A 22,495-nucleotide genomic window follows, 5' to 3' on the forward strand; every position below is an offset into this window, starting at 1 on the left:
TACACCGCCTCTTCACAAGACCGGTCTCCCTCTGCCGCGCGATCCCGGCACAGGAAACAGATTGTCGGGCCATGTCCTGTTGATCCTGATCTGCGTTACCGTCGTGCTCAAGGTCGGGCAGGAGATCTTCGTTCCGCTCGCGCTCTCCCTCCTCCTGACCTTCACGCTCGCGCCGATCGTCTCGTTTCTGCGGCGCCGCTCGGTTCCGAAAATCGCCGCTGTGATGATCGCGGTCGCCTCCGCCTTTTGCGCGATCGCGCTGTTCAGCGTCATCGTCGCCTCGCAGGTGGCAAACCTCGCGCAGAATATCCCGGCCTATCAGCGCAACATCGTCGTTAAGGTCCAGACATTGGCGCAGGCGGGGTCCGGCGACGGCATCATGAAGCACCTCAGCGGCATCGTCGAACGGGTCGGTGAAGAGATCGAGACCCGCGCGGAAGAGAGCCGGGATGCCACTGCCGCCCCGACCTCGCGGGAGCCGATGCCGGTCGAGATCGTCACGCGCTCGAATCCGATCCAGACGCTCGGAAATCTCATCCTGCCGCTGATCAGCCCATTCGCCACGGCCGGTCTCGTCATCGTGCTCGTTATCTTCATGCTTCTTGAGCGAGAGGATCTGCGCGACCGATTTATCCGGCTTGTCGGTCTCAACGACCTGCACCGCACGACCGAAGCCCTGCAGGATGCCGGAAAACGCGTCGGCAAATATTTGCTGATGCAGCTGGTGGTCAATGCGCTCTACGCCTTTCCGATCACCATCGGCCTCTGGCTTCTCGGGATTCCCAACGCCATTCTCTGGGGCCTTCTGACGCTCGTCCTGCGCTTCGTCCCGTATATCGGACCTGTCATCGGCATGATCCTGCCGCTTTTCCTGGCCCTGGCGATCGCTCCCGGCTGGTCGCTTGTCCTCTGGGTCGGTGCGCTGTTCCTGGTGACGGAACTGATCAGCAACAACGTCGTCGAACCCTGGCTTTACGGGTCGCATACGGGCCTGTCTCCTCTCGCGATCATCATCTCCGCGATCTTCTGGTCCTGGCTCTGGGGACCGCTCGGTTTGATGCTGTCGACGCCGCTGACCGTCTGCCTCGTCGTCCTCGGTCGATATGTTCCGCAGTTCAGTTTCCTTGACGTACTGCTCGGCAACGATCCCGTGCTTGAGCCGCACGAAAAGCTCTATCAGCGCCTTTTGGCGGGCGATCCGGACGAGGCGACGGCCAATGCCGAGGACTATCTCGAAGACGAGTATCTGCTCGACTATTATGAAAAGGTCGGCATGCCGGCGCTGCTGCTGGGCGAGGTCGACAGGCAGCGCGGTGTCATGTCCGATGCACAGGTCGAGCGCTTTTCCGGCAGCGTTCGTTCGCTGATCGATAATCTTTCGGAGATCGCCGACGAAGAGGAAGCCGAGGAAGAGGCGCCGAACGACCAGCAGACGGACAACGGCACGGATGAAAGTGTGGCGATGGACCTGCCCGACGGCACCGGTCATTCCCTTCTCTGCATCGGGGGACGCGGAGACATCGATGACGTTGCGGCGACCATGCTGGCCCAGCTCCTGGAAATCCAGGGTGCGGATGCGCTCGTTGCCGCCCATTCCATGACGGACATGCGCATGCTCAAGGAAAACGACGCGATCGACACGGTCGTGTTCACGTTTCTCAACGGAAACTCCAAGACGCATGCACGTAATCTCGTCCGGCGACTGAAACGCTTGAAGCCCGGCCTACGCGTGGGTCTTTTCGTACCGCTTGCCAACGGTGAGGATAACCCGCGCTTGAAGCTGGAAGATACGAATGCGGACTTCATCACGCTTACACTTGCCGAAACGGTGCGTTCGGCGTTGACCGACACCGGTCCGGTGCCGCTGATGAGCTTAACGCGAAAGCTCGGCAGACCGCGCATCCGTCTTGCCAAAACGGCCTGAGAAAGCGCATCCCGATAACCGACAGGTTGATGATTGCCCTCGTCCGACATTTTCGGACGCGGTCCGCTTGCGGCCCTACGGCGACAGTCCGGCGCATCGCGCCGTGTTGCGGATATGCGCTTCCATCTCACCGCGCGCCGCCGCGGCATCGTTGTTGCGCAAGGCCGCAATGATGCGGCGATGCTCGGCGATCGAATGGCGCATGCGTTCGGGGTCGGTGATCGGGATCGGTTGGCGCTGGGTCTCCGTGATCTGGTCGCGCACCGTCTGATAGAGCGCCTTCAGCATGGCGTTCGAGCAGGCCGAAACGATCGTGCCGTGAAAGGCGAGATCCGCCTCCACATTGGAAAGCAGGTCCTGGCGCGCCCAGCATTCTTCCATCGTCCGCGTCGCCGTTTCCATGCGGTCGAGCTGCAACTGGGTCAGACGACCGGCCGACAGCCGCGCGATCTCACCCTCGAGAAGGATCCGGGTTTGGAAAACGTCGAACACGGAATAACTGTCGGAATATCGCCATGGCGCCATGTGCCCGGACGCGCCCTGGGTTCCTTCTCCTGCCGTTGCGACGAAGGTACCGCGTCCTGCCTCCGTCTTCAAAAGCCCGAGTGTCTCCAGGGTCAGAAGGGCCTCGCGCAGAGAAGCGCGGCTGACGCCGAGCGTCTGGGAGAAGCCGCGCTGCGAGGGGATCTTCTCACCCGCCTTCAACGTGCCGTTCTGAATCATCGCCTGTATTTCGCGGGCGACCGACTGTGGAACGAGCGTCTTGTTCAGCATGAAAACCCCATTTCAGCCCGATCCTGCGTACTCAGCCCGGCGTCACAACGCTTTCTGTGAAGGCGTGTGCATCTGCGATCCGCGGTCGACCCATCCATCCTGTATCCGGGCTCGCTCCCGTGAGCAGGCGCACAATCTATTTTTTTCACAGCCATTGCCAAGCAGAAAGCATCGTGCTTCTTTGGCCTGACTGGTCTGACCAGTCAGGCCACTGTAGATTGAGTCATGTTCAAATAACAAGGGGAACTCTCATGACACGAACGAACGCAATCAAGACCACACTTTTCGCGGGCGTCCTCGCGATCTTCGGAACCACCGGTGCTTTCTCGGCCGACCTGACAGTCGGCGCCAATATCGGAAACGTGCCGTGGGAATTCGAGGATGCGAGCGGCAGGGTGACCGGCTTCGAGGTGGATCTCGTCAACGAAATCGCCAAGCGCCTCGGCAAGACGGTCGAATTCGTCAACACGCCGTTCAACGGTCTTTTCCCGGCCGTCCAGTCCGGTCGCATCAACATGGCGGTGTCCTCGATCACCATCACCGAAAAACGCCTTGCCTCCGTCACCTTTGCGCAACCCTATTATGACAGCGACCAGTCGCTGACTGTAACGGCTGCCTCCGGCATCGCCGGTCTGAAGGACATGGGCGGAAAGGTCGTCGGCGTCGACACCGGCTCCACCGGCGACATGTGGGTGGGTGCGCACAAGTCCGAATACAAGCTGGGCGAAGTTCGCCGTTTCGAAGGCCTGCAGCCTGCCATGCTCGATCTGGTGGCTGGCCGTGTCGATGGTTACATCTCGGACATCCCGGCACTGCTCTATTACGTCAAGGACAAGCCCGAGCTGAAGGTCGTCGAACGCATCCCGACCGGCGAGAAGTACTCGATCATGTTCAACAAGGGCGATCCGCTGGCTACGGAGGTCAATGACGTGATCACCAAGCTGAAGGGCGAAGGCTTCATTGCCAAGCTTCACGAGACCTGGTTCGGCGCCAAGGCCGAGGATAGCACCTCGACCGTGGCCGTCATGGACATGCCAAAGGCCAAGTAAGCCGCAACCGCACCGGCAGGACGCAAGACCCGTCCTGCCGGAGCCAGGGAGCCGTCTCGGCCATGAATCTGATCAATACCTTCTTCAACATGCAGGTGCTGGCCGATAGCCTGCCGCAGCTGCTTTGGGGGCTTGTGGTCACGCTGCAGATCGGCGTCACCAGCATTCTCTGCGGCCTCGCCGGCGGCCTGTTTCTGGCCATCGCGCGGTTGTACGCGCCTGCCTTCTTCAAGCTGCTGATCCGCATCTATATCGACATCTTCCGTTCGATCCCGCTGCTCGTCCTGCTGATCGTCGTCTACTATGCACTTCCCTTCGTGGGCATCCGTCTTTCCCCCTTCCTGTCCGCGGTTACCGCCCTTTCTCTTGTCTCGGCTGCCTATACGGCGGAAATCTTCCGTGCCGGAATCGAGGCCATTCCGCACGGGCAGTTCGAGGCATCCGCCGCACTCGGACTGTCCAACAAGGACACGATGATCGACGTGATCCTCCCGCAGGCCATCCGGATCGTGATTCCGCCGCTCACCAACAATTGCATCAACGTCATGAAGGATACGGCGCTCGCGTCCGTCGTCGCCATGCCGGACCTCTTGAAGCAGGCAACGCAGGCGCAAGCCCTTTCCGCCAATCCGACGCCGCTGATCGGTGCCGCGATCATCTACGTCATGCTGCTCTGGCCGATGGTGGCGATCGTTGCTCGTCTCGAAAAGCATTTCGCACGGGGAAAACGCTGATGTCCGCATCCATGTCCACGTCATCATCGCCGTCGGCGCCTTCGATCATCTCCATTCGTGACCTGAAAAAGGCCTACGGCACCTTCACGGTTCTCCACGGCATCGATCTGGATATTGCCGAAGGGGAAGTTGTCTGCGTCATCGGGCCGTCCGGATCCGGCAAATCCACGCTGATCCGCTGCATCAATCACCTCGAGGCCTTCTCGCCGGACAGCACCATCACGGTCGACGGCATCAGGGTCGCGCCCGGCAAGGCGCTGGCCAAGGTTCGCGCCGAGGTCGGCATGGTGTTCCAGTCGTTCAACCTCTTTCCCCACATGACCGTCCTGAAGAACGTCATGCTTGCCCCGATGCGGGTGCGGGGCACGACAAAAACCGAGGCCGAGCGCAAGGCGCGCGACCTGCTCGCGCGGGTCGGCATCGCCGAGCAGGCCGAGAAATACCCTGGTCAGCTTTCCGGCGGACAGCAGCAGCGCGTCGCCATTGCCCGCGCGCTCGCCATGGAGCCTCGCGTGCTGCTTTTCGACGAGCCGACCTCGTCACTCGATCCGGAAATGGTGGGCGAAGTGCTCGATGTGATGCGCAAGCTCGCCGGCACCGGCGTCACCATGATCATCGTCACGCACGAAATGGGCTTTGCCCGCCAGGTCGCCGACCGCGTCATCTTCATGGACGGCGGACGCCTGGTCGAGGCAGGGACGCCGGCCCGGATCTTTGACAATCCGGCAGAAGAGCGGACACGCAACTTCCTGCGCGCCGTTCTCAATCACTAACAAGAAAACGATACGGAGGAACACCCATGGCCACCACGACGCCGCTCGATCTCGAGTATGTGCGCAGCCAGTTTCCCGGTCTTAGCCGAGGCTGGACCTTCTTTGACAATGCGGGAGGATCGCAGATCCTCAAGGGCGCGCTCGACCGCATCAACACATTCCTGATCGAGAAGAACGTCCAGATCGGTGGCTCGTACGACGTTTCGCAGGAGGCTGCCCGTGCGCTCTATGAGGCGCGAACGGCCGCCATGCATCTGGTCAATGCACACCGGCCAGAGGAGATCGTATTCGGCAGTTCGACCACGGCGCTCCTGCAGAACCTTGCCCGCGCCATGCAGAGCCAGCTGTCGCCGGGCGACGAGATCATCATCACCGTCAGCGACCATGAGTCCAATATCGGGCCTTGGGACCGGTTGCAGGCAGCCGGCATGACGCTCAAGATCTGGCCGCTGAATACGGAAACGATGACGCTCGATCTTGCCGATCTCGCGCCCCTGATGACCGAGCGCACGAAGCTCGTCTGCGTCACCCACGTTTCCAACATCCTCGGCTCGGTCAACCCGATCCGTGAAATCGCGGATTTCGTGCATGCGCGCGGCGCGCGAATTTGCGTCGATGCCGTCGCCTACGCGCCGCACCGCGCCGTTGATGTGCAGGCCTTCGATGCCGATTATTACGTCTTCAGCCTCTACAAGACCTATGGTCCACACTACGCGTTGATGTACGGCAAATACGATCTGCTGCTCGAGCTCGACACGCTCTATCACTACTTCTACGGCAAGGACAAAGTGCCGGGGAAGCTGGAACCGGGGAACCCGAACTACGAGCTTGCATACGCCACCTGCGGTATCGTCGATTACCTCGCGACGCTGGGCGAGCAGGCCGGCGAGACCGGCACGACCCGCCGCAAGATCGAGGTCGCCTTCTCGGCAATCACGGCGCAGGAGAATGCGCTGGCCGAGCGTCTGCTGGGCTATCTCCGTGCGCGCAACGACTGCCGCATCGTCGGGCAGGCCACCAATCGGGACGATTCGCGCGTGCCGACGATTGCCTTCCGCTTCGACGGCCGCGATGCGGGCGAGCTCTGCAAGGCGATGGACGCGGAGAGGATCGCCATGCGCTTTGGCGATTTCCACTCGCGTCGGCTGGCGGAATATCTCGGCCTCACCGACCATGGCGGCATGCTGCGGGTTTCCATGGTTCACTACAACACGCTGGACGAGATCGATCGCTTCACGGAAGCCCTCGATCGTATTCTCGCCGGCGATGCCGGGCTTGCCAAGGCGAGCTGAGCAAGCGGCTCTGACCAAGGGAAGAAGGAGAGAACGATGCGCTTCGACACGGTGATCCGCAACGGAACTGTGGTAACGGCCTCCGATACGTTCAAAAGCGATATCGGCATCCGCGACGGCCGCATTGCGGCTCTTGCGGCCGAGCTGACGGATGCCGACGAGATCATCGACGCGACCGGTCTTCTCGTTCTTCCCGGCGGGATCGACAGCCATGTGCATCTCGACCAGCCCTCCGGCGATGGCATCGTCATGGCAGATGATTTCGACAGCGGTACCCGTTCCGCCGCCGTCGGCGGCAACACGACGGTGATGGCCTTCTGCATGCAGGAGAAGGGCCAATCGTTGCGCGAAGCCTTGAAGATCTATCACGCCAAGGCAGAGGGCAAATGCCATGTGGACGTCTCGTTCCATATGGTCATCACCGATCCGACGCCGGATGTGCTGGGTCAGGAAGTGCCGGCGCTGGTCGAGGACGGCTATACCTCGATGAAGGTCTTCATGACCTATGAAGGCCTGCGCCTGCGGGATGACGAGATCCTCGCCACGCTCGACACCGCGCGGCGCACCGGTGCACTCGTCATGGTCCACTGCGAGAACGAGGATGCCATCCGGTATCTTATCGGCCGCCATGAGGACGAGGGCAAGTTCGCTCCAAAGTTCCACGCGACCACACGTCCGGTTGCGGCGGAACGCGAAGCGACCCACAGGGCTCTGTCGCTGGCCGAAATCGTCGATGTCCCCATCGTCATCGTGCACGTCTCCAACCGCGAGGCGATGGAAGAGATCCGCCGGGCCCGCCAGCGCGGCCAGAAGATCGCCGGAGAGACATGCCCGCAGTATCTTCTCCTGACAGCGGATGATCTGGATCAGGAGGCACTCGAAGGCGCAAAATACGTCTGCTCGCCGCCACCGCGCGACAAGGCCAGTCAGGATGCCTGCTGGGAAGGTCTCGAACAGGGTGTGTTCGACCTTTTCTCCTCGGACCATTGCCCCTTCCGGTTCGACGACCCCGAGGGCAAGTTAAACGAAAAGGGCAAACGGCATTTCCGGTGGATCCCCAACGGTATTCCGGGCGTCGCCACGCGCCTTCCCATTCTCTTCTCCGAAGGCGTCATGAAAGGTCGCATCGACCTCAATACCTTCGTCGCGGTTACCGCCACCAATCATGCCAAACTTTACGGTCTGTATCCGCAGAAGGGCACGATCGCGATCGGTTCGGACGCCGACCTCGCGCTCTGGGATCCGGAAAAGCGTACCACGCTCACAAACGACCTTCTTCATCATGGCGCCGATTACACGCCCTATGAAGGCTTGGCCCTCACAGGCTGGCCTGTCCGCGTCCTCCTGCGTGGACGGACGATGGTCGAGGACGGCAGGCCGGTCGCCCTGGACCAGCCAGGCGGCACCTATCTGCCGCGCGGCAAGTCTGCGCTGATCCGATAGGAAGGGCTGTCGTCGGACGATCGTCGTGGCACGGCGTCGTCAGGTCACTGGGTGCCGCCCTTTCGCAGGGGCGCGCCTAGTGAGTGCGATTGGCAACGAAGGCAGCGGCCTCGACCAGCGTCCTTGCAGCATCGCCGTACGGCGTCAGGAGAGCGCTTGCCTCCGCGACAAGACGCGCAAGCTCGCCTTCTGCCCAGTCCGGACCTCGGCGGGCGACAAGGGTGGCCTTGCCGCGGGCCTCGTCCTTGCCTGTCGCCTTGCCCATCGTCGCCGCATCCGCCGTGAGGTCGAGCAGGTCATCCGCCAGCTGAAATGCGCGGCCGATATGCTCGCCGAACTGTCGAAGCCGCGCCCGGTCGCCGGCATCCCTGCCGGAAACAATGGCCCCGGCTTCGCAGGCAAAGCGGATCAGCGCACCCGTCTTCATGGCCTGAAGCGTGACGATGCCCTGCTCGTCAGGCGCGCGGCTTTCCGCGGCAAGATCGAGCGCCTGCCCACCGGCCATGCCGCCAAGACCGGAGGCGCGTGCCAAGGCCAGCACAAGAGCCGTCTTTACAGCATCCGGAAGCACCGTCTCGGGGCCTGCCAGGATGTCGAAGGCAAGCGTCAGCAAGCTGTCGCCGGCCAGAATGGCATTCGCCTCTCCATAGGCGATGTGGACCGTCGGCTGGCCGCGCCGGACGGCGTCGTCGTCCATTGCCGGCAGGTCGTCATGCACGAGAGAGTAGCAGTGCACGCATTCGAGGGCCGCCGCGACGCGAAGGGCAGCCTTTGCGTCTCCTGCGAACAGCGCAGTGCTTTCCATGACCAGAAAGGGACGCAAGCGCTTGCCGCCGTTCAGCACGCCATGTCGCATGGCGGCCAGAAGAGCCGGCGGGCGGGCGATCTCGTCGGGCGCTGGCGCGTCGCCGAGGAGCGCGTCAAGGCAGGCCTTGACCTGGTCGGCACTCTGCCGGAGTCGGGCGTCGAAGGTCAGGGCGGCTGCGTTCATGGCGGCTCTTTGGCATGGGCAGGCGGCGACTTGCAATGAATTTCACCGGGAATGCCCTTTCCACCGGGGACAGCGGTGAAAATGACGTTCAAATTGCAAGCGTCTTGGACTAAGACAAGAAGCACGGATGGGGCCACGGACGGGTTGATCAGGCGGGACGATCAGAGCTGGGATATCGTACCGGAGCCACGTGATCCAGGATCGCGGGGATCAGAGTCCCGTAAGCTGCAGGCCGATACGTCCTGGACGACGCCGGAGGACGACGAGGGCCGCGAAGCCGACCCTGCACCGCATCCGGAACTCGAGGCTCCTCTTGCGCATGCGTCGTCAGGCTCTTTCGAGGGATCGGCTGCGCCGCCTTCGCTCGCGGCCGAAGAAAGACCTTCGGCGGCGCAGGAAGGAAGCGGTCCGGACACAGCTGGAGATGAGGCGCTGCCATCAAACGCCAAACGAGGCATGCTCGCACGGATCCGGCGCCGGTGGCGCCAGCTCGTCGTCGTCGCCGTCATCCTTTTGCTGCTGCCCTATGCGCTGATCATTCTCTATGCTCCGAATTTCGTGCATCCGGTGTCGTCGCTCATGCTGCGCGACCTCGCCCTGTTGCGCGGCTACGACCGGCAATGGGTGCCGTTCGAGAAGATCTCGCCCAATCTCGTCCAGTCGGTCATGATGTCGGAGGACGGACAATTCTGCATGCATGCCGGCGTTGACTGGGTCCAGATGCGCGGTGTCGTGGACGACGCGCTGGAGGGCGAGCAAACGCGAGGCGCGAGCACCATTCCCATGCAGACGGCCAAGAACCTGTTTCTCTGGAACGGCCGCTCCTTCGTGCGCAAGGCCATGGAGCTGCCCCTGGCGCTGGCCGCTGATTTCGTCTGGACCAAACGACGCCTGATGGAGATCTACCTCAACATTGCCGAGTGGGGGCCGGGAATCTACGGCGCTGAGGCCGCGGCGCAGCATCATTTCGGCGTCCCGGCGTCGAAGCTGACACGGCGGCAGGCCGCGCTCCTTGCCGTTTCCCTGCCCAACCCGATCGACCGCAATGCCGGCAAGCCCGGGCGGGGACTGAAGCGGCTCGCAGCCATGATCGAGCGTCGGGCGGGGGCGTCGGGCGAATACATCAAGTGCCTTTATCCCTGAAATCACGCCTTTTGATTGGATGGGCACTCCGGCGTCTGCTCTAACGCAAGGACGGTTACAGGAGACCCTTGCATGAGCGACCTTGTCCTTTATGTCGGCAACAAGAACTATTCCTCCTGGTCGCTGAGGCCGTGGCTGGCTTTGAAAGCCTGCGGCGTTCCTTTTGTCGATGTGGTGATCCCGTTCGACTTTCCCAACGGCAACCCGAAATTCCGGGAGATCTCGCCAACGGCACGGGTTCCGGTCCTGCATCATGGCGATATCAGGGTCTGGGAATCGCTGGCGATCATCGAATATGTCGCAGAACTCTTTCCGCAGGCCGCCTTGTGGCCCGAGGGCCAGATCGACCGTGCGATAGCCCGGAGCATCTCGATGGAAATGCTGGCCGGCTTTCGCGCGCTCCGCGGCGCCTGCCCGATGAACATTCGCCGCCCGGTCGGAGCCATCGCTCTGCCGAACGGCGTCGCGGAAGACGTTGCGCGGATCGAGGCAATCTGGGCCCAGGCTCTGGCCAGGTCCGGCGGACCCTTCCTCTTCGGGCGGTTCACGGCCGCGGATGCCATGTTCGCGCCGGTCGTCAACCGGTTCGAGATCTATGCGCTCACGCAGGATCCGGTATCGTTGGCCTACATGGCGGCCGTCAAGGCGCATCCGGCTTTTCTTGCCTGGCAGGCCGATGCCCTCAAAGAGACCTGGATCGTACCGGAAGACGAAGCCTGAGAGCGACCTGCTGTTCGTTCGCAATGCGGCGTCAAAAAAAACCTGTGGGGTCTGGCCAAGAGGACATCTAGCATGTATAAGCCCGGCCAATTCCGAGATTGAAACGCCTTCATCCCGGCCCGTTCAACGGTCCGCAGACTGGTGGTTTCCCCCGATACGTGGAGTGTTTGAAATGGCTGTTCCTAAGAGAAAAACGAGCCCGTCGAAGCGCGGCATGCGCCGTTCTGCTGATGCGCTGAAGACCCCGACCTACATCGAAGACAAGAACTCCGGTGAACTGCGTCGCCCGCATCATATCGACATGAAGACCGGCATGTATCGTGGCCGTCAGGTTCTGACCCCGAAGGCGAGCTGATCCTCGTCTGTCCGGCTAACGGCTTTTGGCCATGCCGAACGACGTCGAAGCGATCGAATTTGCAAAAGGCTGGCCTCGCGCCGGCCTTTTCTGCGTTCTCAAGGTCTGCTGCTCTCGTTGTTGCCTGCTCTACCCGTGCCTTGTTTGCTGTGCACGGCTGGTTCATACCTCGGCACGACCCGGACCAAGCCAGATGATCTCGACAGACAGGAACCTGCCATGCTCGCATCCATCCCCCTCCTGATCCTGCCGTTCGCGCTCTACAATCTTGCCATGACCGGAGCCTTCGGATCGAGCGGCGTTGCCGCTTTCGACAACACGGTCACAAGCCTTGCCATGCTGTCGGGCGCGACCTGGCAGATGAGCGTCGGTGATGTCCTGATCGTCGGAAGCCTGGCTCTCCTGTTCGTGGAAATTCTCAAAGCCACCCGGACAAGCTCAAAGACCCTTTTCGATCATATCCTGTCGATGGTGCTCTTCATCGTCTTTCTCATCGAGTTCCTGCTCGTGGCGGGCGCCGCAACCGACGTCTTCTTCATCCTGATGGTGATCAGTTTCATCGACGTCGTCGCCGGATTCACGATCTCGATGCGCACTGCCGGGCGGGATGTCTCGATCGGGCTCTGATTGCGCATCCTGGAAGCGCACCGAGGGTGTGGCACGACGGGCGACAAACCCCGTCGCCACCGTGTCCCGTCGCTCATCGTGAGTCAGGCTCGGTTCGGGCCGAGCGCACAACAAACCCGCGCCTTTAAGGTCAGGTCAGGTTCTCGAGCTTGCTCTGGAGCGCGCGCAGCTGCTCCTTGAGCTCGTCAATGTCCTTGGCCTCTGCCTTGCGGGGCTCGCGCGCCTGCGGTGCTGCCGCCATGAACGGCGAGAACATCTGCATGGCTTGATGAAACATCTCCGTGTTCCGCTTCACCTGTTCTTCGACAAGCTGTAGCGGAACCTGAAGGTTCTTGCTCAGGGGCGTGTCTCCGAAGGCCTTGCCGATCTGCTCGCGCATCTGCGCCTGCTGGTCGGTGAAAGCCTGCATGGAATGCTCGAGATAGCTCGGCACGACGGCTTGCATCTGGTCGCCGTAGAAGGCGATGAGCTGGCGCAGGAACGATATTGGCAGGAGCGTGTTGCCGGTTTTGCTTTCCTGCTCGAAGATGATCTGCGTCAGGACGGAATGGGTGATGTCCTCCCCTGTCTTGGCGTCCTGGACGTTGAACTCCTCGCCTTTCTTGACCATGACCGCGAGATCGTCGAGCGTGACATAGGTACTCGTGCCGGTGTTGTAGAGACGTCGGTTCGCGTATTTCTTGATTACGATCTGCCCGTCCTGCTTCGCCATCAGGGTCTCCTCCCCAAATTGCTGTTTTTATGGCATTTCAGAAGGATATGCGGAAAGAGCGGCATAAGACAATCTCTTTGTGCGCTGCAGTGATCACGCCCGCGTATCAACTTACAGGTTTATTGAGTTACGCTTTGACTTGTCAGCTGACCTCGTTCAGACTCTCCTCATAGAGGGTCTCGGCAGCAGGATCCGTTTGCATCAACAGGGAGGAGACCGTGATGAGCACATCATCCATCGTCATCGCCAGCGCAGGCCGTACCGCCGTCGGCGCGTTCAATGGTTCCTTTGCCAATACGCCAGCCCATGAGCTGGGCGCCGCCGTGGTCAAGGGCGTGCTCGCCCGCGCAGGCATTGAAGCCGCAGAAGTGGACGAGGTCATTCTCGGCCAGGTGCTCGCCGCTGGCGAGGGGCAGAACCCGGCGCGTCAGGCAGCGATGAAGGCCGGCGTCCCGCAGGAGAAGACGGCCTGGGGCATGAACCAGCTTTGTGGTTCCGGTCTGCGGGCCGTCGCACTCGGCATGCAGCAGATCGCGACAGGCGACGCCGCCATCATCGTGGCCGGTGGTATGGAGTCGATGTCCATGGCCCCGCACTGCGCGCATCTGCGCTCGGGCGTGAAAATGGGCGATTTCAAGATGATCGACACCATGATCAAGGACGGCCTGACGGACGCTTTTCATGGCTACCATATGGGCGTGACAGCCGAGAACATCGCCAAGAAGTGGCAACTGTCGCGCGATGACCAGGATCAGTTCGCTCTCGCCTCGCAGAACAAGGCCGAGGCTGCGCAGAAGGCGGGTCGCTTCACGGACGAGATCATTCCGTTCGTCGTCTCGACGCGCAAGGGCGACGTGACCGTCGATAGTGACGAGTATATCCGCCACGGCGCAACGATCGAGAGCATGGCGAAGCTTCGCCCGGCCTTTGACAAGGACGGCACCGTGACGGCCGCGAACGCGTCGGGCCTCAATGATGGTGCTGCGGCAACGCTTCTGATGAGCGAGCAGGAAGCGGTGCGCCGTGGCATCACGCCACTTGCCCGGATCGCCTCCTGGGCAACGGCCGGCGTGGATCCGCAGATCATGGGCACCGGCCCGATTCCCGCATCGCGCAAGGCGCTGGAGAAGGCCGGTTGGTCTGCCTCCGACCTCGATCTCGTGGAAGCCAACGAGGCGTTTGCGGCGCAGGCCTGCGCCGTCAACAAGGATCTCGGCTGGGACACGTCCATCGTCAACGTCAATGGTGGTGCGATTGCCATCGGACATCCGATCGGAGCGTCGGGTGCGCGTATTCTCAACACGCTGCTTTTCGAAATGAAGCGCCGGGGCGCCAAGCGCGGCTTGGCGACGCTTTGCATCGGCGGCGGCATGGGCATCGCCCTCTGCGTCGAAGGTCTTTGAGGAGAGGCTTACAGCCAGGACTGGCGGTGCGGGCGGCACCCCGCCGGCCCGCGCACGTCTTGCGGAGGTTCATCGGGACGACACGATCGCTTTGTAGACCGTCATGAAGAGGGAGGACGTGCATGAGCAGGGTTGCCTTGGTTACGGGAGGAACGCGCGGCATCGGCGCTGCCATTTCGATTGCGCTTAAGGGGGCTGGTTATCGCGTTGCAGCGAATTATGCCGGCAACGATGAAAAGGCCCAGGCCTTCTCCGACGTCACAGGCATTCCGGTCCTCAAATGGGACGTATCAGATTATGCCGCTTGCGCCGCAGGCGCTGCCAAAATCGAGGAGACGCTCGGACCGGTCGAGGTTCTCGTCAACAATGCCGGCATTACGCGCGATGCCATGTTCCACAAGATGACGCCGGCCCAGTGGAACGAGGTCGTGAACGTCAACCTCAATGGTCTTTTCAATATGACGCATCCGGTCTGGTCCGGCATGCGGGACCGGAGCTTTGGCCGCATCGTCAATATCTCGTCCATCAACGGTCAGAAGGGGCAGATGGGCCAGGCCAATTATTCCGCCTCCAAGGCCGGCGACATCGGGTTTACCAAGGCGCTGGCGCAGGAAGGTGCCGCCAAGGGCATCACGGTCAATGCCATCTGCCCAGGCTATATCGGCACCGAGATGGTGCGAGCGATCCCGGAAAAGGTTCTGAACGAGCGGATCATCCCCCAGATCCCGGTCGGGCGGCTCGGCGAGCCCGAGGAAATCGCGCGTTGCGTGGTGTTCCTGGCCTCCGATGATGCCGGTTTCATCACCGGATCGACGCTCTCAGCCAACGGCGGACAGTTTTTCGTCTGAGAATTCGCGGTCATCGCACCGGGAGGGGCGGTCTTTTTGCCGGCATGCCCTTGTGTTTCCCGCGCGGCGTGGTCATGTGTGTCGCGCCGCCGACGTTTCGATGTCTGCCGCCCGTACAATGCGCAAGGTCTGAAACGTGCCTGACCAACCGATGATCTTGAGCGGCCGCGGCGTGATCGCGGTCCTCGGCCCGACCAACACCGGCAAGACGCATTATGCAATCGAACGCATGGTCGCGCACGAAACCGGCGTCATCGGTCTTCCCCTGCGTCTTCTCGCCCGCGAAGTCTACACGCGCGTGGTCGAGCGGGTCGGAGCGCACAATGTCGCGCTTGTCACCGGCGAAGAAAAGATCACCCCGCATCTTGCCCGCTATTCCGTCTGCACCGTGGAGGCGATGCCGCGCGAGACGAAGGCGGCCTTCGTCGCCATCGATGAAGTCCAGCTGGCTGGCGATCTCGAGCGCGGGCATATCTTTACCGATCGCCTGATGCACCTGCGCGGCCGGCAGGAGACGTTGTTGCTCGGTGCTTCGACCATGCGGCCAATCCTCGAGCAACTGCTGCCGGGGATCACGATCGTCGAGCGTCCACGCCTGTCGCAGCTTCTCTACGCAGGCTCCAAGAAGATTACGCGCCTTCCGCAGCGCTCGGCCATCGTCGCCTTCTCGGCCGACGAGGTCTACGCCATCGCAGAGCTCATTCGACGGCAACGCGGCGGCGCGGCCGTCGTCCTCGGAGCGCTGAGCCCGCGCACGCGCAATGCGCAGGTCGCGCTCTACCAGGAGGGCGACGTCGAATACCTGGTGGCGACCGATGCCATCGGCATGGGTCTCAACCTCGATGTGGACCATGTCGCCTTTGCGCAGGATCGCAAGTATGACGGCTATCAGTTTCGCAGTCTCAATCCGGGCGAACTCGCACAGATCGCGGGCCGCGCCGGACGACATCTGCGTGATGGAACCTTCGGCGTCACGTCGCGCGTCGAGCCTTTCGACGACGAACTCGTTCACCGCATCGAGCAGCACCAGTTCGATCCGGTCCGCGTGCTGCAATGGCGCTCCAAGGCGCTCGACTTCACGTCGCTGACCACGCTGAAGAAGACGCTGGAGACACCCCCCGCCGTGCACGGGTTGACGCGGGCGCTGCCGGCGGTTGACCAGCAGGCTCTCGAATTCCTCACGACCTATCCCGAGGTCAAGTCGCTGGCGACGACGGCGCCGCGTGTCGAGAAGCTCTGGGAAGCCTGCGCGCTCCCCGATTATCGCCGCATCGCTCCCGCGCAGCACGCCGATCTCATCGCGACCATCTATTCCGATCTTGTGCGACGTGGCACCGTCAACGAAGAGTTCATGTCCGAGCAGGTGCGCCGGGCCGACCATACAGACGGCGAAATCGATACGCTGTCGGCGCGAATCGCGCAGATCAGAACGTGGACCTATGTGTCGAACCGGCCCGGCTGGCTTGCCGATCCGACACACTGGCAGGAAAAGACGCGGGAAATCGAAGATCGATTGTCCGACGCGTTACATGAACGGTTGACGAAACGGTTCGTTGACCGCAGGACATCTGTGCTCATGAAGCGGCTGAGAGAGAATGCGATGCTGGAAGCGGAAATCAGTGTGAATGGCGATGTCTTCGTGGAAGGACATCATGTGGGACAACTCACCGGTTTCCGGTTCGTGCTGGCCACCACGACGGACGGGCTCGATGCCCGCGCCGTGCAGGGTGCAGCGCAGAAGGCTCTGGCGCTCGAGTTTGAAGCCCGCGCTGCCCGTCTGCACGCTGCCGGCAATGCTGATCTTGCCCTGTCGTCCGACGGCCTCGTGCGCTGGCTTGGCGATCCCGTGGCGCGGCTCGCTCCCAGCGAGCACATCATGCGTCCGCGCGTCATCCTGCTGGCGGACGAGCAGCTGCAGAGTGCAGCGCGCGATCATGTCGCCGCCCGCATCGAGCGCTATGTCAATCACCACATCGCGACCGTGCTGAAGCCGCTCGACGACCTGTCGCGCGCCGAAGACCTGCAAGGCCTTGCAAAGGGTCTGGCCTTCCAGCTGGTCGAAAGCCTCGGCGTCCTTTTCCGCCGCGATGTTGCCGAAGACGTGAAGTCGCTCGATCAGGAGGCGCGTGCCTCGATTCGCCGCCACGGTATCCGGTTCGGCGCCTATCACATCTTCATGCCGGCACTGTTGAAGCCGGCCCCGGCCGAACTGATCACGCTGCTCTGGGCGTTGAAGAATGATGGCCTGGACAAGCCGGGCTATGGCGAACTTATCCCGGTTCTCGCAGCGGGCCGGACCTCGATCGTGACCGATCCGTCCTACGAGCGCATGTTCTACAAGCTTGCCGGGTTCCGATTCCTTGGCAAGCGCGCGGTGCGCATCGACATTCTGGAACGCCTTGCCGATCTCATTCGCCCGCTTCTGCAGTGGAAGCCCGGCACGACTGCGCGGCCGGATGGTGCGTATGATGGCCGCCGGTTCACGACCACCACCGCCATGCTGTCGATTCTTGGCGCAACGCCCGACGACATGGAAGAGATTCTCAAGGGTCTTGGCTATCGCGCCGACAGCGTGAAGCCGGAAGAGGCTGCAGCGTTTCTTGGTGCGCAGGCGCCGGCAACGAGCACGGCTGTTGCGACAGCCGAAACAGCGCAGGCAAACGAAACCGACGCGATCGCGGAAGTGACCACGGACGACAGTGTTTCCGTGGCAACCGAGGGCACGGCCGAACCGGTTGCCGAGGCTGAAGCCGCCGAACCGGTGGCCGTGCCGTCCGACGTCGTGCCGTCCGACGTCGTGCCGGAGACCCCTGTCGCTGCCGACGCGCCGAGCGGCGAAAGCGCGCCGGAATCCGAGCAGGCATCCGCGGCGTCGTCCGTGGCTGCGGAGACCGCATCATCGGACGCGGTTGCCAGCGATGTGCCTGAAGCGGAGGCAAAGCCGGTGCTTCTGTGGCGTCCGGGTGGGCGCAGCGACAACCAGCGCCCGGGAGATCGTCGTCCCGGGCAACGCGAGGCGCGGTCCGGCGACCGCCGTGGCGGAAATCGCACCGGTCAGGATCGCACGGCCTCTGGGCCGAGCGACGGTTCCCCGCCATCAGAAGGCCGTCCGCAGGGTCGTGACGGCGATCGCAAGGCCGGCGGTGGCCGCACCGACGGCGGACGTCCGGACCGGCATCGCGGCCGTGATGGCAAGCCGGGTGAGGGCCCTCGTTCCGACCAGAAGGGTGATCGCGCCGATCGTCGCGACCGCAACGATCGTCCGGGTGGCAAGCCTGGCAATGGTGGGCATGGCAAATCACAGGCGCCGGCGACGTTCGAGGCGCGTCCTCCACGCAAGGACAAGCCGATCGATCCCGATTCGCCTTTCGCCAAGCTCGCTGCCCTCAAGGAGCAGATGAAGAAGTAGGGAGCCGCAGTGTCATGGCCGAACCGGAGATCACGCCTGCAGAGGCTGTTTCCCGCCAGCGCCTCGATAAATGGCTCTTCTTCACACGGCTGACGAAGTCTCGCTCCATTGCCCAGAAGGCCATCGAGGGCGGCAAGGTTCTCGTCAACGCGCATCGCGTGACGCAGCCTTCGCATGCCGTGAAGGCTGGCGATGTCGTGGTGTTGTCTCTCGATCGCCGCGATATCACGGTGCGCATGCGCAGCGGCGGCAGCCGACGGGGCCCCTATGAGGAAGCGCAAAAGCTTTATGACGACCTGACGCCGGTCCCTATTCCCGGAGAGCGCCTGACGCCATTCGAGCAGGCAACGCGCGAGCCAGGCAGCGGCCGGCCGACCAAGCGGGAGCGCCGCGAGATCGAACGTTTGCAAGACGGGTGGGACAGCGGGGACGAGGAGTAAAATCGTCCGTTTTCAGGGCTGAGATCGGAACGTAAGAGCCTTGCAAAGGTTGGGCAAAGCCGTTACCTCACGCTACAACACCGGGAATGCCACGGGCGCGGTGCGCTGAGGCCCGACGATCTGGGCCCATGTTGCGCAGGCGTTCGAGCAAATCCGGGCGACCGGCCGGCGCGGGCGTGCAACGTGCCATAGGAATTCTTCTGATGATCGGGTTCTCGCAAAGGGAACCGCAAGATCCTCGCTCATGCCAGGGCTTCCCAAGCGCCCCGGGTTCGAGACGAGAGCGACTGGAGTGAGAGCATGACCTACGTCGTCACCGACAATTGCATTCGCTGCAAGTACACCGACTGCGTCGAGGTGTGCCCGGTCGATTGCTTCTACGAGGGCGAGAATTTTCTGGTCATTCATCCGGACGAGTGCATCGACTGCGGTGTTTGCGAGCCCGAATGTCCGGCAGGCGCGATCAAGCCCGACACGGAGCCGGGCCTTGATATGTGGCTCCAGGTGAATGCCGAATTCTCGACGCAGTGGCCGAACATCACGATCAAACGCGAAGAGATGCCGGAAGCCAAGGAAATGGACGGCATTGAAGGGAAGTACGAAAAGTTCTTCTCGCCCAACCCGGGTCAGGGCGACTAAGCTCGCCGGAACGCGCTCCTGCAGTGCGTGATTCGAAAGCGGTCTTCTCCGCGAAACCAGCGCGCCGTTTTTAACGACATGCGGCGAAGCTTGCCTGTGGCTTAAGCAAAACATTGATTTCGACAGATTTTTGTGGTAGGGTTCACATACTGATCCACATCGTGGCATTTTTGCATGCCCGAAACCATCACGAAAGCAAATTCTCCTTCGCCACGGTTCATGTCTCCATGCAACGTCCGTTGCCTGTGTGTGATCTGTTTGCCGAAGCGTTTGAATTCGTTTGGTGCGTTTCAGTAAGGAGTGACCCGCAGGATGCCCGTCCATCCCGGGCCTGACTGACCCGACCCCGGCCCATGCCGGGAGCGTAACAGGGAGTTTTTGAAACGAATGACGACCCAGCAGAAAAAATCCTCCACGCGCCATGGCTTCAAAACCGGTGAATCGATTGTTTATCCGGCTCATGGTGTTGGACAAATCGTCGTTATTGAAGAGCAGGTTGTCGCCGGCATGTCGCTCGAACTCTTCGTGATCGATTTCGACAAGGACAAGATGCGCCTGAAGGTGCCGGTCGCCAAGGCCGTCAGCATCGGCATGCGCAAGCTGTCTGAGACGGATTTCGTCGAGCGTGCGTTGAAGGTCGTCCAGGGCAAGGCACGTGTCAAGCGGACCATGTGGTCGCGTCGTGCGCAGGAATATGATGCCAAGATCAATTCCGGCGACCTGATCGCCATCGCGGAAGTCGTTCGCGATCTGTACCGTGCGGAAAACCAGCCGGAGCAGTCCTATTCGGAACGGCAGCTTTATGAGGCCGCTCTCGACCGCATGGCGCGCGAAATTGCCGCCGTCAACAAGATGTCCGGCACCGAAGCCGTGCGCTTGGTCGAAGCAAACCTTGCCAAGGGTCCGAAGCGCGGCAAGACCGTCGAGGAAGACGAGGCTCAGGAAGAAGAAGCCGCATAATCGGCGCTACATCTTTCTGTTCAAAAACCCTGCCTTGCGAAAGGCGGGGTTTTTTTATGCCGCTCACGAGGAGCAGGGATGCCGAACCGGTGTCTTAAGGTGCACAGCGTCGATGCGCTGTCTGTCGTGTGACGGCCGTTGAAGGTGGGTGGCATCAGCCGTTGTTGCGAGGGCCTCGTCAGCGCGTCGGGGCAAGCTGAAGCGATTGCGCCTGCCGTCAAATCCGATCCCGGGCAACTGTCCTGCCACCATCGCGGCGTTGCATCCGCACAAAAAAGCCCCGCCTTTTGCAAGGCAGGGCGTGATGGTCAGGTCTTCGTCATAGCCTTATGCGGCGCCAGCCGTGCGGCTCTTTTCGAAACGCTTGCGGTCGTTCGGGTCGAGATACATCTTGCGAAGACGGATCGATTTCGGGGTCACTTCCATCAGCTCGTCGTCCTGGATCCAGGACAGCGCGCGGTCGAGCGTCATGCGGATGGGCGGCGTAAGCTTCACGGCTTCATCCTTGCCGGCGGCGCGGATGTTGGTGAGCTGCTTGCCCTTGAGCACGTTGACCTCGAGGTCGTTGTCGCGCGAGTGAATGCCGATGATCATGCCGGCATAGACCTTCTCGCCGGGCTCGATGATCATCGGACCGCGATCTTCCAGGTTGAACATGGCGTAGGCCACGGCTTCGCCCGATCCATTGGCAAGCAGCACGCCGTTGACGCGGCCGCCGATGGCGCCCTTGAAGGGCTGATAGTCGTGGAAGAGGCGGTTCATGATCGCCGTGCCGCGCGTGTCGGTCAGAAGTTCCGACTGGTAGCCGATCAGGCCACGCGTCGGAGCGTAGAAGCGCAGACGCAGACGGTTGCCGCCCGACGGACGCAGCTCGACCATTTCGGCCTTGCGCTCGGACATCTTCTGCACGACGACGCCGGAATGTTCCTCATCCACGTCAATGACGACTTCCTCGATCGGCTCCAGGAGCGTGCCGTCCTCGTCCTTGTGCATGACGACGCGCGGACGCGACACAGCCAGCTCGAAGCCCTCGCGACGCATGGTTTCGATCAGAACGGCGAGCTGCAATTCGCCGCGGCCGGAGACGTAGAACGAGTCCTTGCCCTCGGCTTCCTCGATCTTCAGCGCCACGTTGCCTTCGGCTTCCTTCAGCAGGCGGTCGCGAATGACGCGGCTTGTGACCTTGTCGCCTTCGGTACCGGCAAGCGGGCTGTCGTTGACGATGAACGACATGGTGACGGTCGGCGGATCAATCGGCTGTGCCTTCATCGGCTCGGTGACCGAGGGGTCGCAGAAGGTATCGGCAACCGTTCCCTTGGAAAGCCCGGCGATCGCGACAATGTCGCCCGCCTGGGCTTCTTCGATGGCCGTGCGCTCGATGCCGCGGAAAGCAAGAATCTTGGAGATACGGCCGGTTTCGACGAGCTTGCCGTCCTGGCCCAGAACCTTGACGGCCTGGTTCGGCTTGATCGTGCCGGATGCGATACGGCCGGTGATGATGCGACCGAGGAAGGGGTTGGCTTCCAGGATCGTGCCGATCAGACGGAAGGGGCCTTCTTCGACGGTCGGTTCGGGAACATGCTTCAGCACGAGATCGAGAAGCGGTGCGAGACCCTCGTCCTTCGGGCCTTCCGGATTAACGTTCATCCAGCCATCGCGGCCCGAGCCGTAGAGGATCGGGAAATCGAGCTGCTCGTCGGTGGCGTCGAGATTGGCAAAGAGGTCGAACACCTCGTTGATGACTTCCTCGTGGCGGCCGTCCGGACGGTCGATCTTGTTGATGGCGACGATCGGACGGAGGCCGACCTTCAACGCTTTGGAGACCACGAACTTGGTCTGCGGCATCGGGCCTTCCGAGCTGTCGACCAGGACGATCGCGCCGTCCACCATCGACAGGATACGTTCGACTTCACCGCCAAAGTCGGCGTGGCCGGGCGTGTCGACGATGTTGATGCGAACGCCCTTCCACTCGATCGAGGTCGCCTTGGCGAGAATGGTGATGCCGCGTTCTTTTTCGAGGTCGTTGGAGTCCATCATGCGCTCGACGGTGCGCTGGTTTTCGCGGAACGAGCCCGACTGCTTCAGAAGTTCGTCGACGAGGGTCGTTTTCCCATGGTCGACGTGTGCGATGATCGCGATATTGCGCATATTCATGATTTGGGTATCCGGGGGCTCGGGGCGTGTCTTGGGAACGCCGCAACTTCATTGCCCGGGCTCTTACATGTTTTTTTGCAAATGCGAAAGAGGGTGCCCGGCGCT

20 protein-coding genes are annotated in these 22,495 nt (G+C 62.0%); 16 read left to right on the forward strand and 4 right to left on the reverse strand.

Annotation, left to right across the window (positions count from 1 at the left end; all coding sequences use genetic code 11):
• The first annotated feature begins 61 nt into the window (after positions 1 to 61).
• On the forward strand, positions 62 to 1,924 hold the full coding sequence (locus ASG25_RS18665; protein WP_244479449.1) for an AI-2E family transporter: 1,863 nt from the start codon (positions 62 to 64) through the stop codon (positions 1,922 to 1,924).
• Positions 1,925 to 1,999: 75 nt separating this feature from the next.
• Here ASG25_RS18665 and ASG25_RS18670 read toward each other — a convergent pair whose 3' ends face one another.
• Positions 2,000 to 2,698 (reverse strand): FCD domain-containing protein, encoded by a 699-nt coding sequence (locus ASG25_RS18670; RefSeq protein WP_062477609.1) that lies wholly within the window; start codon positions 2,696 to 2,698, stop codon positions 2,000 to 2,002.
• Positions 2,699 to 2,949: 251 nt separating this feature from the next.
• On the opposite strand from ASG25_RS18670, the gene ASG25_RS18675 reads away from it, so the two are divergent.
• The 5 genes from ASG25_RS18675 (at position 2,950) to hydA (ending at position 7,989) form a co-directional block, all read left to right on the forward strand.
• Positions 2,950 to 3,747 carry an ABC transporter substrate-binding protein gene (locus ASG25_RS18675; protein WP_062477613.1) on the forward strand — a complete coding sequence of 266 codons (798 nt, stop codon included), beginning with the start codon at positions 2,950 to 2,952 and terminating at the stop codon, positions 3,745 to 3,747.
• A gap of 62 nt (positions 3,748 to 3,809) precedes the next feature.
• Positions 3,810 to 4,481, forward strand: coding sequence for an amino acid ABC transporter permease (locus ASG25_RS18680; RefSeq protein ID WP_062477616.1), 672 nt, complete (start codon positions 3,810 to 3,812; stop codon positions 4,479 to 4,481).
• An 11-nt stretch (positions 4,482 to 4,492) separates the two neighbouring features.
• Positions 4,493 to 5,254, forward strand: coding sequence for an amino acid ABC transporter ATP-binding protein (locus tag ASG25_RS18685; RefSeq protein ID WP_062478093.1), 762 nt, complete (start codon positions 4,493 to 4,495; stop codon positions 5,252 to 5,254).
• A 26-nt stretch (positions 5,255 to 5,280) separates the two neighbouring features.
• Positions 5,281 to 6,546 carry a cysteine desulfurase-like protein gene (locus ASG25_RS18690; protein ID WP_062477618.1) on the forward strand — a complete coding sequence of 422 codons (1,266 nt, stop codon included), beginning with the start codon at positions 5,281 to 5,283 and terminating at the stop codon, positions 6,544 to 6,546.
• Between the two features lie 36 nt (positions 6,547 to 6,582).
• Positions 6,583 to 7,989: a dihydropyrimidinase gene (gene hydA, locus ASG25_RS18695; protein WP_062477621.1), complete on the forward strand. Its 1,407-nt coding sequence runs from the start codon at positions 6,583 to 6,585 to the stop codon at positions 7,987 to 7,989.
• 76 nt (positions 7,990 to 8,065) lie between these two features.
• On the opposite strand, the gene ASG25_RS18700 is transcribed toward hydA, so the two are convergent.
• Positions 8,066 to 8,980 (reverse strand): polyprenyl synthetase family protein, encoded by a 915-nt coding sequence (locus ASG25_RS18700; RefSeq protein WP_062477624.1) that lies wholly within the window; start codon positions 8,978 to 8,980, stop codon positions 8,066 to 8,068.
• A gap of 456 nt (positions 8,981 to 9,436) precedes the next feature.
• Between ASG25_RS18700 and mtgA the strand changes: the two genes are divergently transcribed.
• From mtgA to ASG25_RS18720, 4 genes are all read left to right on the forward strand, one after another.
• Positions 9,437 to 10,123, forward strand: coding sequence for a monofunctional biosynthetic peptidoglycan transglycosylase (mtgA, locus tag ASG25_RS18705; RefSeq protein WP_062477626.1), 687 nt, complete (start codon positions 9,437 to 9,439; stop codon positions 10,121 to 10,123).
• A gap of 72 nt (positions 10,124 to 10,195) precedes the next feature.
• Positions 10,196 to 10,843, forward strand: coding sequence for a glutathione S-transferase family protein (locus tag ASG25_RS18710; protein WP_062477629.1), 648 nt, complete (start codon positions 10,196 to 10,198; stop codon positions 10,841 to 10,843).
• A 172-nt stretch (positions 10,844 to 11,015) separates the two neighbouring features.
• Complete coding sequence (gene rpmF / locus ASG25_RS18715; RefSeq protein WP_062477634.1) at positions 11,016 to 11,198, forward strand: 50S ribosomal protein L32; 183 nt, start codon at positions 11,016 to 11,018, stop codon at positions 11,196 to 11,198.
• A gap of 219 nt (positions 11,199 to 11,417) precedes the next feature.
• The gene (locus ASG25_RS18720; RefSeq protein WP_062477636.1) at positions 11,418 to 11,825 is read left to right on the forward strand and encodes a hypothetical protein; all 408 of its coding nucleotides are present in this window, start codon (positions 11,418 to 11,420) and stop codon (positions 11,823 to 11,825) included.
• 130 nt (positions 11,826 to 11,955) lie between these two features.
• On the opposite strand, the gene phaR is transcribed toward ASG25_RS18720, so the two are convergent.
• Complete coding sequence (gene phaR / locus ASG25_RS18725) at positions 11,956 to 12,537, reverse strand: polyhydroxyalkanoate synthesis repressor PhaR (protein ID WP_062477641.1); 582 nt, start codon at positions 12,535 to 12,537, stop codon at positions 11,956 to 11,958.
• 221 nt (positions 12,538 to 12,758) lie between these two features.
• On the opposite strand from phaR, the gene ASG25_RS18730 reads away from it, so the two are divergent.
• From ASG25_RS18730 to ASG25_RS18755, 6 genes are all read left to right on the forward strand, one after another.
• On the forward strand, positions 12,759 to 13,940 hold the full coding sequence (locus tag ASG25_RS18730) for an acetyl-CoA C-acetyltransferase (RefSeq protein WP_062477645.1): 1,182 nt from the start codon (positions 12,759 to 12,761) through the stop codon (positions 13,938 to 13,940).
• 122 nt (positions 13,941 to 14,062) lie between these two features.
• The gene (locus ASG25_RS18735) at positions 14,063 to 14,788 is read left to right on the forward strand and encodes a beta-ketoacyl-ACP reductase (RefSeq protein ID WP_062477648.1); all 726 of its coding nucleotides are present in this window, start codon (positions 14,063 to 14,065) and stop codon (positions 14,786 to 14,788) included.
• A 151-nt stretch (positions 14,789 to 14,939) separates the two neighbouring features.
• Positions 14,940 to 18,197: a helicase-related protein gene (locus tag ASG25_RS18740; protein ID WP_062477651.1), complete on the forward strand. Its 3,258-nt coding sequence runs from the start codon at positions 14,940 to 14,942 to the stop codon at positions 18,195 to 18,197.
• A 14-nt stretch (positions 18,198 to 18,211) separates the two neighbouring features.
• Entirely contained in the window at positions 18,212 to 18,637 is a 426-nt protein-coding gene (locus ASG25_RS18745) for an RNA-binding S4 domain-containing protein (protein WP_062477654.1), read from the forward strand.
• A 300-nt stretch (positions 18,638 to 18,937) separates the two neighbouring features.
• Entirely contained in the window at positions 18,938 to 19,276 is a 339-nt protein-coding gene (fdxA, locus tag ASG25_RS18750; RefSeq protein WP_062477657.1) for a ferredoxin FdxA, read from the forward strand.
• A gap of 387 nt (positions 19,277 to 19,663) precedes the next feature.
• On the forward strand, positions 19,664 to 20,236 hold the full coding sequence (locus ASG25_RS18755) for a CarD family transcriptional regulator (protein ID WP_062477660.1): 573 nt from the start codon (positions 19,664 to 19,666) through the stop codon (positions 20,234 to 20,236).
• A gap of 327 nt (positions 20,237 to 20,563) precedes the next feature.
• Here the strand turns inward: ASG25_RS18755 and typA are convergent, their stop codons facing one another.
• Positions 20,564 to 22,390, reverse strand: a complete 1,827-nt coding sequence (gene typA, locus ASG25_RS18760; RefSeq protein ID WP_062477663.1) for a translational GTPase TypA — start codon at positions 22,388 to 22,390, stop codon at positions 20,564 to 20,566.
• Positions 22,391 to 22,495 lie beyond the last annotated feature (105 nt).

Source organism: Rhizobium sp. Leaf384, from assembly GCF_001424065.1.
GTDB lineage: Bacteria > Pseudomonadota > Alphaproteobacteria > Rhizobiales > Rhizobiaceae > Ferranicluibacter.

Coding starts and splice junctions, on each gene's coding strand:
- ASG25_RS18670 (WP_062477609.1), bottom strand. CDS start 2,698: ATGCTGAACAAGACGCTCGTTCCACAGTCGGTCGCCCGCGAAATACAG.
- ASG25_RS18675 (WP_062477613.1), top strand. CDS start 2,950: ATGACACGAACGAACGCAATCAAGACCACACTTTTCGCGGGCGTCCTC.
- ASG25_RS18680 (WP_062477616.1), top strand. CDS start 3,810: ATGAATCTGATCAATACCTTCTTCAACATGCAGGTGCTGGCCGATAGC.
- ASG25_RS18685 (WP_062478093.1), top strand. CDS start 4,493: ATGTCCACGTCATCATCGCCGTCGGCGCCTTCGATCATCTCCATTCGT.
- ASG25_RS18690 (WP_062477618.1), top strand. CDS start 5,281: ATGGCCACCACGACGCCGCTCGATCTCGAGTATGTGCGCAGCCAGTTT.
- hydA (WP_062477621.1), top strand. CDS start 6,583: ATGCGCTTCGACACGGTGATCCGCAACGGAACTGTGGTAACGGCCTCC.
- ASG25_RS18700 (WP_062477624.1), bottom strand. CDS start 8,980: ATGAACGCAGCCGCCCTGACCTTCGACGCCCGACTCCGGCAGAGTGCC.
- mtgA (WP_062477626.1), top strand. CDS start 9,437: ATGCTCGCACGGATCCGGCGCCGGTGGCGCCAGCTCGTCGTCGTCGCC.
- ASG25_RS18710 (WP_062477629.1), top strand. CDS start 10,196: ATGAGCGACCTTGTCCTTTATGTCGGCAACAAGAACTATTCCTCCTGG.
- rpmF (WP_062477634.1), top strand. CDS start 11,016: ATGGCTGTTCCTAAGAGAAAAACGAGCCCGTCGAAGCGCGGCATGCGC.
- ASG25_RS18720 (WP_062477636.1), top strand. CDS start 11,418: ATGCTCGCATCCATCCCCCTCCTGATCCTGCCGTTCGCGCTCTACAAT.
- phaR (WP_062477641.1), bottom strand. CDS start 12,537: ATGGCGAAGCAGGACGGGCAGATCGTAATCAAGAAATACGCGAACCGA.
- ASG25_RS18730 (WP_062477645.1), top strand. CDS start 12,759: ATGAGCACATCATCCATCGTCATCGCCAGCGCAGGCCGTACCGCCGTC.
- ASG25_RS18735 (WP_062477648.1), top strand. CDS start 14,063: ATGAGCAGGGTTGCCTTGGTTACGGGAGGAACGCGCGGCATCGGCGCT.
- ASG25_RS18740 (WP_062477651.1), top strand. CDS start 14,940: ATGATCTTGAGCGGCCGCGGCGTGATCGCGGTCCTCGGCCCGACCAAC.
- ASG25_RS18745 (WP_062477654.1), top strand. CDS start 18,212: ATGGCCGAACCGGAGATCACGCCTGCAGAGGCTGTTTCCCGCCAGCGC.
- fdxA (WP_062477657.1), top strand. CDS start 18,938: ATGACCTACGTCGTCACCGACAATTGCATTCGCTGCAAGTACACCGAC.
- ASG25_RS18755 (WP_062477660.1), top strand. CDS start 19,664: ATGACGACCCAGCAGAAAAAATCCTCCACGCGCCATGGCTTCAAAACC.
- typA (WP_062477663.1), bottom strand. CDS start 22,390: ATGAATATGCGCAATATCGCGATCATCGCACACGTCGACCATGGGAAA.